Origin of the sequence: Humibacillus xanthopallidus (assembly GCF_044793955.1) — a bacterium.
Classification (GTDB): domain Bacteria; phylum Actinomycetota; class Actinomycetes; order Actinomycetales; family Dermatophilaceae; genus Humibacillus; species Humibacillus xanthopallidus_C.
Genome location: NZ_CP084995.1, coordinates 1,084,562 through 1,097,693 on the forward strand (window position 1 = coordinate 1,084,562; position 13,132 = coordinate 1,097,693).

Annotated in this window: 15 protein-coding genes; 8 read left to right on the forward strand and 7 right to left on the reverse strand. The window is 71.2% G+C overall.

Features of this window, described 5'->3' with window-relative positions:
* Positions 1–24: 24 nt before the first annotated feature.
* A complete protein-coding gene (locus LG278_RS04940; protein ID WP_404391526.1) occupies positions 25–1,017 on the reverse strand; it encodes a Ku protein in 993 nt (330 codons plus the stop codon).
* A gap of 18 nt (positions 1,018–1,035) precedes the next feature.
* On the opposite strand from LG278_RS04940, the gene ligD (LG278_RS04945) reads away from it, so the two are divergent.
* Both ligD (LG278_RS04945) and ligD (LG278_RS04950) read left to right on the forward strand, forming a co-directional pair.
* Positions 1,036–1,983 (forward strand): non-homologous end-joining DNA ligase, encoded by a 948-nt coding sequence (gene ligD / locus LG278_RS04945; protein WP_404391528.1) that lies wholly within the window; start codon positions 1,036–1,038, stop codon positions 1,981–1,983.
* Entirely contained in the window at positions 1,983–2,864 is an 882-nt protein-coding gene (gene ligD, locus LG278_RS04950; protein WP_404391530.1) for a non-homologous end-joining DNA ligase, read from the forward strand. The genes ligD (LG278_RS04945) and ligD (LG278_RS04950) overlap by 1 nt, the downstream gene beginning before the upstream one ends.
* Before the next feature lie 97 nt (positions 2,865–2,961).
* On the opposite strand, the gene LG278_RS04955 is transcribed toward ligD (LG278_RS04950), so the two are convergent.
* Both LG278_RS04955 and LG278_RS04960 read right to left on the reverse strand, forming a co-directional pair.
* Positions 2,962–3,300, reverse strand: coding sequence for an Lsr2 family protein (locus LG278_RS04955; RefSeq protein WP_404391532.1), 339 nt, complete (start codon positions 3,298–3,300; stop codon positions 2,962–2,964).
* Between the two features lie 137 nt (positions 3,301–3,437).
* The gene (locus tag LG278_RS04960; protein ID WP_404391534.1) at positions 3,438–3,665 is read right to left on the reverse strand and encodes a hypothetical protein; all 228 of its coding nucleotides are present in this window, start codon (positions 3,663–3,665) and stop codon (positions 3,438–3,440) included.
* Positions 3,666–3,746: 81 nt separating this feature from the next.
* Here LG278_RS04960 and radA point away from each other — a divergent pair, with 81 nt between their 5' ends.
* From radA to LG278_RS04975, 3 genes are read left to right on the forward strand one after another with little or no spacing between them, the layout of a single operon-like run.
* Positions 3,747–5,162: a DNA repair protein RadA gene (gene radA, locus LG278_RS04965; RefSeq protein ID WP_404391536.1), complete on the forward strand. Its 1,416-nt coding sequence runs from the start codon at positions 3,747–3,749 to the stop codon at positions 5,160–5,162.
* Positions 5,163–5,217: 55 nt separating this feature from the next.
* Entirely contained in the window at positions 5,218–6,294 is a 1,077-nt protein-coding gene (gene disA / locus LG278_RS04970) for a DNA integrity scanning diadenylate cyclase DisA (protein ID WP_404391538.1), read from the forward strand.
* 20 nt (positions 6,295–6,314) lie between these two features.
* Entirely contained in the window at positions 6,315–7,205 is an 891-nt protein-coding gene (locus LG278_RS04975; RefSeq protein ID WP_404391540.1) for an A/G-specific adenine glycosylase, read from the forward strand.
* Positions 7,206–7,556: 351 nt separating this feature from the next.
* On the opposite strand, the gene LG278_RS04980 is transcribed toward LG278_RS04975, so the two are convergent.
* Positions 7,557–7,940 (reverse strand): PPOX class F420-dependent oxidoreductase, encoded by a 384-nt coding sequence (locus LG278_RS04980; protein ID WP_404391542.1) that lies wholly within the window; start codon positions 7,938–7,940, stop codon positions 7,557–7,559.
* Positions 7,941–7,951: 11 nt separating this feature from the next.
* Positions 7,952–8,491 (reverse strand): gluconokinase, encoded by a 540-nt coding sequence (locus LG278_RS04985; RefSeq protein WP_404391544.1) that lies wholly within the window; start codon positions 8,489–8,491, stop codon positions 7,952–7,954.
* 89 nt (positions 8,492–8,580) lie between these two features.
* Between LG278_RS04985 and LG278_RS04990 the strand changes: the two genes are divergently transcribed.
* The 3 genes from LG278_RS04990 to LG278_RS05000 are packed head-to-tail and all read left to right on the forward strand — an operon-like array spanning position 8,581 to position 11,121.
* Complete coding sequence (locus LG278_RS04990; protein WP_404391546.1) at positions 8,581–9,375, forward strand: ABC transporter permease; 795 nt, start codon at positions 8,581–8,583, stop codon at positions 9,373–9,375.
* Entirely contained in the window at positions 9,368–10,192 is an 825-nt protein-coding gene (locus LG278_RS04995; RefSeq protein ID WP_404391548.1) for an ABC transporter permease, read from the forward strand. Before LG278_RS04990 ends, LG278_RS04995 begins: the two co-directional genes overlap by 8 nt.
* Positions 10,189–11,121, forward strand: a complete 933-nt coding sequence (locus LG278_RS05000) for an ATP-binding cassette domain-containing protein (protein WP_404391550.1) — start codon at positions 10,189–10,191, stop codon at positions 11,119–11,121. The genes LG278_RS04995 and LG278_RS05000 overlap by 4 nt, the downstream gene beginning before the upstream one ends.
* A gap of 180 nt (positions 11,122–11,301) precedes the next feature.
* On the opposite strand, the gene LG278_RS05005 is transcribed toward LG278_RS05000, so the two are convergent.
* Both LG278_RS05005 and LG278_RS05010 read right to left on the reverse strand, forming a co-directional pair.
* Positions 11,302–11,805 carry an amino-acid N-acetyltransferase gene (locus tag LG278_RS05005; protein WP_404393534.1) on the reverse strand — a complete coding sequence of 168 codons (504 nt, stop codon included), beginning with the start codon at positions 11,803–11,805 and terminating at the stop codon, positions 11,302–11,304.
* 77 nt (positions 11,806–11,882) lie between these two features.
* On the reverse strand, positions 11,883–13,106 hold the full coding sequence (locus tag LG278_RS05010; protein WP_404391551.1) for an LCP family protein: 1,224 nt from the start codon (positions 13,104–13,106) through the stop codon (positions 11,883–11,885).
* Positions 13,107–13,132: the final 26 nt, after the last annotated feature.

Here is a 13,132-nt window from a genome sequence, read left to right on the forward strand (position 1 = left end):
TGGCGCAGTGCGGGCCGTGCGGGGTCAGCTTGCCCGCTTCGTCGCTGCCTTCTTGGTCACAGTGCCGGAGCCGGTCTTCGAAGTGGCCTTCTTGGTGGCGGTCTTGGCGGTGGAGGTCTTCTTCGCCGCCGACTTCTTGGCGGTCGAGGCCCTCTTGGCAGTCGTCTTCTTCGCCGGGGTGTCGCTGTCGGCGTCAGCGTCTGCGGAGTCAGCCTTGGGAGCGGCGCTCGGGCTGCCCGACTTGGCGGCCTTGGCCTTGTCGACGCTGCGTTGCAGGGCCGCGAGCAGGTCGACGACCTCGGTCTCCTCGCCCTCGGCCTCGGGCGTCGTCGTGATGTCGCCACCCTCGATCTTGCTCGCGACCAGGGCCTCGACGGCCTCGGCGTAGTCGTCCTCGAACTCGTCGGGCACGTAGTCGCCCGAGAGGGAGTCGACGAGGGAGGACGCCATCGCGAGCTCCTTGCTCGTCGCGTGGGTCTCCTCGGAGAGCGACTCGAACTCCGGGGCGCGCACCTCGTCCGCCCAGAGCAGCGTCTGCAGCACGATGACGCCGTCGCGCACACGCAGCACGGCAAGGGTCATGCGCGAGCGCACCGACACCGTGACGAGTGCCATTCGGTCGGCCTTCTCGAGGGCGTCACGCAGCAGCACATAGGGCTTGAGGCCGGTCTTGTCGGGCTCGAGGTAGTAGGACTTGTCGAACAGCAGCGGGTCGATCTGCTCGGAGGGCACGAACTTCTCGATCGAGATCTCCTTCGTCGACCGCGACGGGAGGCTCTTCATGTCCTCGTCGGAGAGCACGACCATCTGCCCGTCGGCGGCCTCGTATCCCTTGGCGATGTCGGAGTAGGCCACCTCCTCACCGTCGATGGCGCAGACGCGTTTGTAGCGGATGCGCCCGCCGTCCTTCTCGTGGACCTGGCGGAACTGCACGTCGTGGTTCTCGGTCGCCGAGAAGAGGCGGACCGGCACATTGACGAGTCCGAAGGAGACCGCGCCTTTCCAGATGGCTCGCATGAGAACAAGAATGCACCCATGCGCCCCATGCTCGCGACGCCGACGGTGACCATTCCGTCCGGCGACGCCTGGCAGCACGAGGTGAAATGGGACGGTATGCGTGTGCTCGCCGACGTCTCGGAGGGCTCGCTGACGCTGTGGTCGCGCACCGAGCGCGACGTCACGGTCGCCTTCCCCGAGCTGCGCCGGCTGGGGGAGGAGTATGCCGACATGCTCCTCGACGGCGAGATTGTGGCGATGCAGGGCGGCACACCGTCGTTCGCCGCGCTGGCCGAACGCTTCCACGTCACCGACGCCCGCAAGGCGCAGCGTCTGGCGGAGCTGGCGCCCGTGACCCTCATGACCTTCGACCTGCTGCGCCTCTACGGCGTCGAGCTCATGGGCCGGGCATGGAGCGACCGACGGGCGACGCTCGAGCGCCTGGAGCTCGACGGCCCGCGCTGGCAGACGCCGCCGACCTTCGACGACGGCCAGGTGCTTCACGAGGCGACCAAGGAGCAGGGGCTCGAGGGGATCGTGTCGAAGCGAGTCGACTCCGTCTACACCCCCGGTGTGCGAAGTCCCTTCTGGCTCAAGTCTCCTCACCGGGGCACGGTGTCCGTCGTCATCGGCGGCTGGCGCCCTGAGTCGACGGGCACGGTGCGGGGGCGGTTGGGTGCGGTGCTCGTCGGTGTGCCCACCGCCGGTGGCCTGCGCTACCTCGGCCGGGTGGGCTCGGGGCTGGCCGGCAAGCTCGGCACCGCGCTGATGCGCGAGCTCGAGCCCCTCGCCTCCGACGAATCTCCTTTTGCCACAGAGGTGCCCCCAGAGGATGCCCGGGGCGCGAGCTGGGTGCGCCCCCTGCTCGTCGCAGACGTGCAGTCGCTGGGACTCGGCGGTCAGGGCCGACTGCGCCAGCCGGCATACAAGGGCTTGCGTGGCGACCTCGCGCCCGGCGACGTGGACGACCAAGGGATGGGTGAGTGATGGCCTACGAGCCCACGAAGGTCACCGTCGAGGTCGAGGGCCGCCGCCTGCGGCTCTCGAGCCTCGAGAAGGTCATGTATCCACGCACCGGCACGACGAAGGCCCAGGTGCTCGACTACTACGCGCGCATCGGACCGGCGATCCTGCCGCACCTGCGAGACCGAGCGGTCACGCGAATTCGCTTCCCGCACGGTGTCGGTGACATGCAGTTCTTCGAGAAGAACATCCCCTCAGGCACGCCCGCCTGGATCCGGCGGGCCGGGCGTGACCCTGTCTTCCCGTTCATCGACGACCTCGCCGGCCTGACCTTCTTCGCCAACCTCAACTCCCTCGAGCTGCACGTGCACCAGTGGCGCTATGAGGGTGAGGGGCGTGACGCCGTGGCGCTCAATCCTGATCGGCTCGTCATCGACCTCGACCCGGGGCCCGGCACGGGCCTGCACGAGTGTGCTCGCGTCGCGCTCATCGTCCGTGAGCGGCTCGGCCGGATCGGCCTCGAGACGGTGCCCGTCACCAGTGGCAGCAAGGGACTTCAGCTGTATGCCGTCCTGCCGGGGGCGCACACGAGCGACGAGATCCGTGACACCGTGCAGCAGCTCGCCCAGGAGCTCACCAAGGCCCACCCCGACCTCGTCGTGTGGAAGATGGCCAAGGAGCTTCGTCCCGGCAAGATCTTCCTCGACTGGAGCCAGAACGTCGCGGCCAAGACGACGGTCTGCCCCTACTCCTTGCGTGGTCGCGACGAGCCGACCGCCGCGGCGCCGCGGTCGTGGGCCGAGATCGAGAGTGGGGCCGAGGGCGGCGAGCTCGTGCAGCTGCGCATGGAGGAGGTGCTGGCCCGCGTCGAGGCCGACGGCGACCTCGCGGCGAGCATCACCTGAGCCCGGCCGCGGACGTGGCGTTCCCGGAGGTGGCCGGGACGTGCGAACGGCCCGGCGATGATCCGCCGGGCCGTTCGCGTTGGTGCTGCTGTTTCGGTCAGTGGGCCTTGTCGTAGGCCGCCTGCACCTCGGCCGAGATGCGGCCGCGGTCCGACACCTGGTGGCCGTTGGCCCGGGCCCACTCGCGCACCGCGCCGAGGTCGGAGCGCTTGGCGCCGCCGGCCGAGGCCGAGCGACGTCGCGAGCCGCCGCGGCCGCCGGTGCCGCTGCGACGGGCGTGGCCCGTCCAGGCCGCGAACTCGTCGCGCAGCTTCTTGGCGTGCTTGTCCGAGAGGTCGATCTCGTAGGAGATCCCATCGAGCGAGAACGACACCGTCTCGGCAGCGTCACCGCCGTCGAGGTCGTCGATCAGCTTCACTTCGACACGCTGAGCCATGTTTCTCCATCTGATTGTGTAGCAATGGGAGGGGTTATCCGCGCCAACCACTCGCGGACAACATCAATTTACACTCCCACGGCGCAGAAATCGCATTCCGCGCTATCCACAGAGATGTTTATTGCGGTGTGACGAACTCAGCGGGCGGTGATGTCCGGTGCCGCAGTGCCGGTGTTGTCATCGCTGGTGGCGGCGGGTGCGGATTGTGTGCCGGTGTCTCCCGCTTGGTGCTCCTTCTCCCATTTCGCGTGCGCAATGCGCTCGCGGCGGTCGCCCTCGAGAATGCTCTTGATGACGAAGTAGAAGAGCGTGGCCATGCCGATGGTCGGCACGAGCGCGAGCACGTAGGGCATGACGGAGTCCATGCCGCTATTTTCGCACGGGATCTCGCAGCGGCCATCAGCGCGCCGGACCTCGTTGTCGGAGGGGGACCGTAGGTTGTCGGCATGGCTACCAAGAGCACCTCGCGGCGCGCCGCCGGCTTCCGCTGCTCCGAGTGCGGGTGGACGACGGCCAAGTGGGTCGGCCGGTGTGGCGAGTGCCAGGCGTGGGGGAGCGTGGCCGAGGTCGGCGATGCTCCTGCTCGCACGACCGCGGCGACCGCCGTCACCCCGGCCCCGCGGATCGGTGACGTCGATGTCACCCGTGCCGCCGCGAGGCCCACGGGCGTCGGAGAGTTCGACCGGGTGCTCGGCGGCGGGCTCGTGCCCGGGTCGGTCGTGCTCGTCGCCGGGGAGCCGGGCGTCGGCAAGTCGACGCTGCTGCTCGACGTGGCGGCGCGTGCGGCCCGCTCCGGTGCCGCCGTGCTCTATGTCAGCGGCGAGGAGTCGGCCGCTCAGGTGCGCGGTCGCGCCGAGCGCATAGACGCCATCGCCGACACCCTCTACCTCGCGTCCGAGACCGACCTGGCGACGGTGCTCGGACACGTCGAGGCGCGCTCGCCCGACCTGCTCGTCGTCGACTCGGTGCAGACCGTGGCCAGCGCCGAGATCGAGGGCCAGGCCGGCAACGTCTCCCAGGTCCGAGAGGTCGCGGCCAGCCTGATCCGGGCCGCCAAGCAGCGGGGCATGGCCGTGCTGCTCGTCGGCCACGTCACCAAGGACGGCTCCATCGCGGGCCCGCGGGTGCTCGAGCACCTCGTCGACGTCGTGGTGCAGTTCGAGGGCGACCGGCACTCCCGGCTGCGCCTCGTCCGCGCGGTCAAGAACCGCTACGGCCCCACCGACGAGGTCGGCTGCTTCGACCTGTCCGACATCGGCATCGTCGGCCTGCCCGACCCGAGCGGTCTCTTCCTGACCAGGCGTGACCTCGCGGTGGCCGGCACCTGCGTCACGGTGACGCTCGAGGGTCGACGGCCCCTCGTCGCCGAGGTGCAGGCGCTCGTCGCCCCGTCGACGCTGCCGAGTCCGCGGCGCACCTCGAGCGGCCTCGACGCGTCCCGGCTGGCCATGATCATCGCCGTCCTCGACAAGCGGGCCGGCGCACCCGTGGGCTCGCGCGACATCTTCGCGGCCACCGTGGGCGGGGTCCGCCTCACCGAGCCGGCAGCCGACCTCGCGATCGTCTGCGCCGTCGCGTCCTCCGTCATCGACCGTCCGCTCGCCACCGACGTCATCGCGCTGGGCGAGGTCGGGCTCGCCGGTGAGGTGCGCCGGGTCACGGGCCTGCAGCGGCGCCTGGCCGAGGCCGCACGGCTCGGCTTCCGTCACGCACTCGTGCCGCCCGGCAGCCTCGACGGGGGTGCGTCCCTGCCCGACGGCATCCGCACGCACGAGGTGGCCGACGTCCCCCGTGCCATCGAGGCGATGGGCCGTCTCGCCGGGCCGCGAGCCAGCGACACACGGGCCGTTGCCAGCGTCTAGACTGCGTGCGACTGGGGTGGTCGCGCTCGGCGCCCCCCTCGCCGACAGGGATGTGATGGACCGGAACGACGAGCTGCTGCTGCGTGCAGCCCTTGCTGCCGTCGCCCCCGGCACCGAGCTGCGTGACAGCCTCGAGCGCATCCTCCGCGGACGCACCGGAGCCCTCATCGTGCTCGGCTACGACCGCATCGTCGACTCCATCTGCACCGGCGGCTTCGTGCTCGACGTCGAGTTCTCGGCGACGCGGGTGCGAGAGCTCTGCAAGATGGACGGCGCCGTCGTGCTCGACCGCGAGGGCACCCGCATCCTGCGCGCCGCGACCCAGCTCGTCCCCGACTCGAGCATCGAGACGACCGAGTCGGGCACGCGACACCGCACGGCCGAGCGGGTCGCCAAGCAGACCGGCTTCCCGGTCATCTCGGTCAGCCAGTCGATGGGTGTCGTCGCGCTCTACGTCGGAGACCTGCGACACGTCATCGAGGGCTCCCCGACGACCCTGTCCCGCGCCGACCAGGCGCTGCAGACGCTCGAGCGCTACAAGGCCCGCCTCGACGAGGTCACCGGCACGCTCTCGGCGCTCGAGATCGAGGACCTCGTCACCGTCCGCGACGTCACGGCCGTGCTCCAGCGCCTCGAGATGGTCCGGCGCATCTCGGCCGAGATCCAGGACTACGTCGTCGAGCTCGGCACCGACGGGCGACTGCTCTCCCTCCAGCTCGAGGAGCTCATCGGCGGGCTCGGCAACGACCGTGAGCTCGTGATCCGCGACTACCTCCCGGCGACCAAGTCGAGCCTCGGCCTCGACGACGCGCTCGCCAACCTCCAGTCGCTCAACTCGGTCGAGCTGCTCGACCTCGCCGCCGGCGCGCGCGCCGTCGGCTTCTCGGTCGTCGGCGACAGCCTCGATGCGCCGGTGAGCCCGCAGGGCTACCGGCTGCTCACCAAGGTGCCGCGTCTGCCCACCGCCATCGTCGACCGTCTCGTCAACCACTTCGAGTCGCTCCAGCGACTGCTCGCCGCCGGCATCGAGGACCTCATGCTGGTCGACGGTGTCGGCGAGGGCCGCGCCCGCGCCGTGCGCGAGGGTCTCTCGCGCCTGGCCGAGTCGAGCATCCTCGAGCGCTACGTCTGACGCGCCGCTTCCTCTCCCGTATGCCGCCTGGCTCGCCCCCGATCGCCGTGCTCCACGAGCGCGTCAACTCGTGGTTCAGCGAGGCCGGCCGTGACCTGCCGTGGCGCCGTGCCGACTGCAGCCCGTGGGGGGTCTTCCTCTCCGAGGTGATGTCGCAGCAGACACCGCTGTCGCGGGTCGAGCCGGTGTGGCGCGAGTGGATGGAGCGATGGCCGACGCCGACCGACCTGGCCGCGGCCTCACCGGGTGAGGTGGTGCGCGCCTGGGGTCGGCTCGGCTATCCCCGCCGGGCGCTGCGGCTGCACGAGGCGGCCACGGCGATGGTCGAGCAACACGACGGTGAGGTGCCCCGCGGCCACGAGGAGTTGCTGGCGCTCCCGGGGGTCGGCGCCTACACGGCTGCCGCGGTGTCGTGCTTCGCCTTCGCCAACCCCGAGGTCGTCATCGACACCAACGTCCGGCGCGTGCTGGCCCGCACGCTGGAGGGCAAGGCGTTGCCCCACCTGACCCTCAATCGGGCCGAGTCCGATCTCGCCCGGGCTGCCATGCCGGCCGACCGCGACGCCGCCAACACCTGGAACGTCGCCGTCATGGAGCTCGGCGCGCTGATCTGCGTGGCCCGCGGACCGCGCTGCGAGGAGTGCCCGGTCGCCGATCTGTGCGCGTGGAACGTCGCCGGCCGCCCGGCATACGAAGGACCCGCCCGACGCGGGCAGGCCTGGCACGGCACCGACCGTCAGGTGCGGGGCGAGATCCTGCGGCGGCTGCGCGAGGCTCACACCTCGGTGCCACTTGCGAGTCTCGTCGATGCCGGCGACGATCCGGCCCAGGTGATGCGCTGCCTCGACTCCCTCGTGGCCGACGGCCTGCTCGAGCCGCTCCCACGCCAGCGCTTCCGCCTCCCGGCCTGACCCGCCCACCCCCCACAAAGTCGAGTGGGCACTTTCCACCCAACCCCCAACAGTCGAGTGGGCAGTTTCCGCCGCCCCCCGAAGTCGAGTGGGCAGTTTGCACCCGGGTCCGGCCCACGGGTGCGCGAGTCTGCGGTGGAAAGTGCCCACTCGACGTCGCTCGTGCGTCCGTCACAGTCGAGTGGGCAGTCTGCAACCGGGGTCCGGCCGACGCGCGCGCGAGTCTGCGGTGGAAAGTGCCCACTCGACGTCGCTCGTGCGTCCGTCACAGTCGAGTGGGCAGTTTGCACCCGGGGCCCGGCCCGCGGGGGCGCGAGTCTGCGGTGGAAAGTGCCCACTCGACTTTGGGGGTCAGAGGTTGCCGAGGATTCTCGTGACGGTGATGGCGATGACGACGCGCTCGGGGTTGGGGCGCGGCTCCCGGTAGCGCGCGGCATACCTCCGCTCGGCGTCGCCGACGGACTGCGGGTCGTCCAGCACCTGAGTCGTGCCCTCGAGGGAGAGCCACCACCTGCCGTCCACCTGGCAGAGGACGGCAGGGCAGCCCGCGGCCGCGTTGCGCGTCTTGCGGCTGCCACGGCTCGTGATGACGCGGGCCGTCGACGTCTCGGCGTCCCAGGTGAAACCGACGGGCGTCACGTGCGGCGAGCCGTCGGGGCGCAGCGTCGTCAGCGTCGCAAGATGGCGGACGGCGAGGAAGTCGAGGGCCTCGGGACTGAGGTCACGCGGTGCCATGGCCATCGGCGTCAGCCGGCCCGCCGCCCGAGGGCGATCAGGCAGCGGTCCCGGACCTCCGTGGGCTCACCCTCGGTGGTGACGCTGACCCCGGGCTCATCTGGGGCGAGCGGCTCGAGGGTGGCGAGCTGGCTGGGCAGCAGCGACGGCGGCATGTAGTGACCGGCCCGGTGCTCCACGCGGTCGGCGATGACGGCGCCGGGCGCCTCGACATGGAGGAAGCGCACGTGCGGACGGTCGCGGCGAAGCACGTCGCGGTAGGCGCGGCGCAATGCCGAACAGGTCACCACGGCCGACTCACCGGCGGCCTCTCTGGCGCTGATCCACCTGCCGATCGTCTCGAGCCAGGGCCAGCGGTCGTCGTCGGTGAGTGGCTGGCCGCTGCGCATCTTCGCGACGTTGGCCTCGGGGTGGAAGTCGTCGCCCTCGGCGAACTGCCACCCCAGCGCCGTCGCGATCCCCGTCGCGACCGTGGTCTTGCCGCTGCCGCTGACCCCCATGACGACGATGATGTCGGGGGTGGGCAGGTCTTCACGGGGGGTGTCCGGCATGACCCGAACGTACCCCCGTTGATCCGGCGTTGATCCGGGACCGGTCGGTCGGTAGCGTGGCCCCTTGTGCCTGCCCACGCCCGAGTCTCGTGAAGACCTTCTGGCTCCTCGTGCGGGCAGGCTTCCGGAGGCACTCGACCTACCGGCTCGCGCTGCTCGCGGGGATGACGACCAACTCGGTCTTCGGCATCATCCGTGCCTCGATCCTGCTCGCGGCACTCGCGTCGGCCGGCACCTCGATCGGCGGCTACGACGCGCCCATGACCATCGCCTTCGTCTGGTGGGGTCAGGCGTTGCTCGGCACCGTCAACCTCTGGGGCTTCGCCGAGGTGAAGGACCGCGTGCGCACGGGCGACATCGCCGTCGACTTCCTGCGACCGATGAACCCGCAGCTCGCCTATCTCGCAGGCGATCTCGGGCGGGCCGGCATCAACCTGATCGGCCGGGGCATCCCGGCCATCCTGCTCGGTGCCCTCCTCTTCGACATGGCTTGGCCGCCGTCCGGCCTCAGCTGGGCGGCGGGTGCCGTGTCGGTGGTGCTCGCCGTGGTCGTCGCCTTCGCGGGCAACTTCGTCATCAACCTGCTCGCCTTCTGGCTCGTCGAGATCCGCGGCATCATGCTGCTCTGGATGATCACCGGTGGTCTGCTGTGCGGGCTCTACCTGCCCGTGCCGTGGTTCCCTGACTGGCTGCGGACCATCGCCAACTGGTCGCCCTTCCCCTCGATGCTCCAGCAGCCGATCGACATCCTCGCGGGACGCGTCGTGGGCGCCGACATCGGCACGTCGCTCGCGATCCAGCTCTTCTGGGTGACGGCCCTACTCGGGCTCGGTCAGCTCGTGCTGCGGGCCGGTCGACGCCGCCTGGAGGTGCAGGGTGGCTGACGACCGTGGCTCGCTCGCCGAGCGACTGCGCCCCTACCGCGTGCTGCTCGCCTCCCGCGCCCGCGCGCAGATGCAGTACCGCACGTCCTTCGTCACTGACATCCTCGGCACAGTCGGGGTCGGGCTCGCGGAGTTCGCCGAGGTCTGGGTGATCTTCCACAACGTCGACGTGCTCGGCGGCCTCGACTTCACCGCGGCCCTGCTCGTCTTCGCCCTCTCGAACCTCGCGTTCTCCATCGCCGACATGTTCGTCGGGCACCTCGACCAGCTGCCGCGCTACATCCGGGCGGGGCAGGTCGACGCCTTCTACGTGCGGCCGCTGCCACTGCTGACTCAGCTCATGACGAGTGACCTGTCGCTGCGTCGGGTGGGTCGCCTGTCGGTGGCGCTCGTCGCCCTCACCGTCGCGCTCACCACCGCCGACATCGCATGGTCGCCGGCCACCGTGCTGCTCATCGTGCTCACGGTCGTCAGCGGCACGGCGATCTTCTCGGCCCTGTTCACGGCCGCCGGCGGCCTGCAGTTCTTCCTCGTCGACGGCTCCGAGTTCACCAACGCCTTCACCTACGGCGGGTCGTATGCCGCCCAGCAGAGTCAGCAGGTCTTCCCCGACCCGCTGCGCATCTTCTGGACCTTCGTCATCCCGACCGCCTTCGTCGCCTACCTCCCGGCCGTCGCCATCCTCGACCTGCCCGGCGACCACCTCGCCCCACCGTGGCTGGCGTGGTTCACGCCGGTCGCAGCGGCGCTCGCCTGGACCCTCGCCGGCCTGTGCTGGAGGGCCGGCACCCGTCACTACCAAGGAGCCGGTGGATGAGCATCATCGAGACCCGCGACCTCGTGCGCGACTTCAAACGGACCCGCGCCGTCGACCACCTGACGCTCGCCATCGAGGCGGGCGAGTCCGTCGGCTACATCGGTGCCAACGGGGCGGGCAAGTCGACGACGATCAAGATGCTGACCGGCATCCTCAAGCCGACCTCGGGCCTCGTGCGCACCTGTGGGCTCGACCCGATGCGCGACCGCATCGGGGTGGCCCGGCGCGTCGGCGTCGTCTTCGGTCAACGCTCCCAGCTCTGGTGGGACCTGCCCCTGCGTGACTCGTTCGACATCCTCGCCGCCATCCACCGGCTCGAGCCCACCGCCGCTACTGCGCGCACCGACCGCCTCGTCGAGCAGCTCGAGATGGGGCCGCAGCTGGGCACGCCCGTGCGATCGCTGTCGCTCGGGCAGCGGATGCGTGCGGAGATCGCCGCCGCCCTGCTGCACACCCCGGAGCTGCTCATCCTCGACGAGCCGACGATCGGGCTCGACGTGCTCTCGAAGCAGCGCCTGCGCGAGTTCCTCGTCGCCGAGCGGCGCGAGCGGGGCACGACCCTGCTGCTGACGACCCACGACATGGGCGACATCGAGCGGCTCTGCGACCGGGTGCTCGTCGTCGACCACGGCCAGCTCGCCTTCGACGGCACGCTGCCCGGTCTGGCCGCGACGGTCGGGGCGCAGCGCATCCTGGTCATCGACCTCGCCGAGCCGACCCCCGACCTGACCGGCGTGCCGAGCACGACGCTCCTCGAGAGCGAGTCGGGGGGCCTGCGCCAGCGTCTCGCCTTCGACGCCGCAGCCACGACGGCGGCCGCGGTGCTCGCCCACGTGTCGGCCCGTCATTCCGTGCGTGACCTGGCGATCGAGGAGCCCGACATCGAGGACGTCGTGCGGCGCATCTACGCCGCCTCCGGGCGCGGCTGACGCCCTCACCCGTCGAGGGGCCAATCGTTGCCGCCGGTCGACCGACGCAAGCGGCACGGAGTGGCCACTCGACCGGGGAGGGGCGACACGGAGTGGCCACTCGACCGAGGAGGGGCGACACGGAGTGGCCACTCGACCGGGGAGGGGCGGCACGGAGTGGCCACTCGACCGGGGAGGGGGTCAGAGGGTGCGGAGCATCCGGTGGTTGCCCAGGGTGTTGGGCTTGACCCGCTCGAGGTCGAGGAACTCCGCGACGCCCTCGTCGTAGGAGCGCAGCAGCTCGGCGTAGACCTCGCCCGAGACCGCCTGCCCCTCGATCTCGGTGAAGCCGTGCCGGGTGAAGAAGCCGACCTCGAAGGTCAGGCAGAAGAGCCGCTGGACCCCGATCGCGCGGGCGTCGTCGACGAGCTCCTCGAGGAGCCGGCCGCCGAGCCCCGTGCCGAGCATGTCGCCGGCCACGGCGAGCGTGCGGATCTCGGCGAGGTCCTCCCACATGACGTGCAGCGCCCCGCAGCCGACGATGCGCCCGTCGAGCTCGGCGACGCGGAACTCCTGCAGGCTCTCGAAGTAGGTCACCGCCTCCTTGCTCACGAGCACGCGACGCTCGGCCAGCGGGGCCACGAGATCCCGGATGCCGCGCACGTCGGACGTGCGTGCGCGCCGGATGACCGTGCGGGCGCGCAGGTCGGCGCTGTCGTCGGTGCGATCGTCGATGCGATCGTCGGTGGGGCGCTCGGTGCGCTCGCCCGCAGGGCCGGCCGTCACGAGAGGTTCCCGTCGCGGAAGGAGGCGAAGAGGCGCCGGGCCTCGGCGCCGAGCACGACGATCGACTGCCCGGCGGCGGTGCCGAAGGGCCCCTTGGCCACGTCGCGCCCGACCTGCAGCGGGTTGAGGGTGTGCAGCCCGGCGGTGAAGGTGAGGATCTGCTCGGCCGACAGGTCGCTCTCGCCCACCTCGCTGAAGCTCGTGAGGGCGCTGGGGATCGCTGCCGGCCCGGCAAGCTTGGCCTTGACCGCCGCCGCGAGGATGACCTCGCCCTGGTGGCGTGAGCGGCCGAAGTCGCCGTCGGGCAGCGTCTTGCGCTCGCGGGCGTAGGCGAGTGCCTGCGCCCCGGACAGGGTCTGCGGGCCGGCCTTGATGACGAGGTCCTTGGCGTGGGACGCGACGACGGTGCGGGGGATGACCATCGGCAGGCCCCCCTGGTCGTCGACGATCCGCTTGAAGCCGGTGAAGCCCAGCAGGACGTAGCCCTCGATCGGCAGGCCGGTTGCTGCCTTCACCGTCGCGACCTGCGCCTCCGGACCGCCGAAGACCATGGCGGAGTTGATCTTGCCCTTGCCGCCCGTGCTGAGCGGGACCCAGAGGTCTCGGGCCATCCCCATCACGCCCCCGCCACCCGCGCCGTCGACGCCGATGACCTGCAGGACGTCGGCGCGCGTGCGGTCGAGCGCCTGGCCCTTGCGCGCGTCGGAGCCGATCGCGAGCAGCCAGCGGGGACCGCCCTTCCCGAGGCTCGGGGTGTCGACGCCGAGGGAGGGCCACCAGCCGCCGACGACCTTCCAGGTCGGTCCGACCGCGAGGGTGACGTCGCGGCCGGCGGTGACGACCGCGATGGGCGTGCCGCGCCACGAGCCCGTCGATGCCGTGGCCTTGACCTGCGCGGGACCGGCCGTGCGAGCCCTGAGGGCGGCAGCGGCGCTCGGTGAGGCCGACCCGCCGACGTCGCTCCCGGCATACAGCCTCGTCACGAGCGCCGAGAGCGCGGCCGGCGCCCCGGTGACGGTGACGCCCGCCGTGGGCGTGCCGCCCGAGCCTGACGACCCAGAGCCGGTCGACCCGGCCGCCGCCGCCGACCCCGGTGTCTCCGCGGTGGCTCCCGCACCGGTCTCGCCCGTGCAGGCGCCCAGCGCCAGGGCGAGGGCGAGCGGCACGACGAGCGCGACCGTGGTGCGGCGCCGAGCGGTCGGTGGGGACGGGAAGATCACGGGCCCACGGTAGACGACGGCCGGGG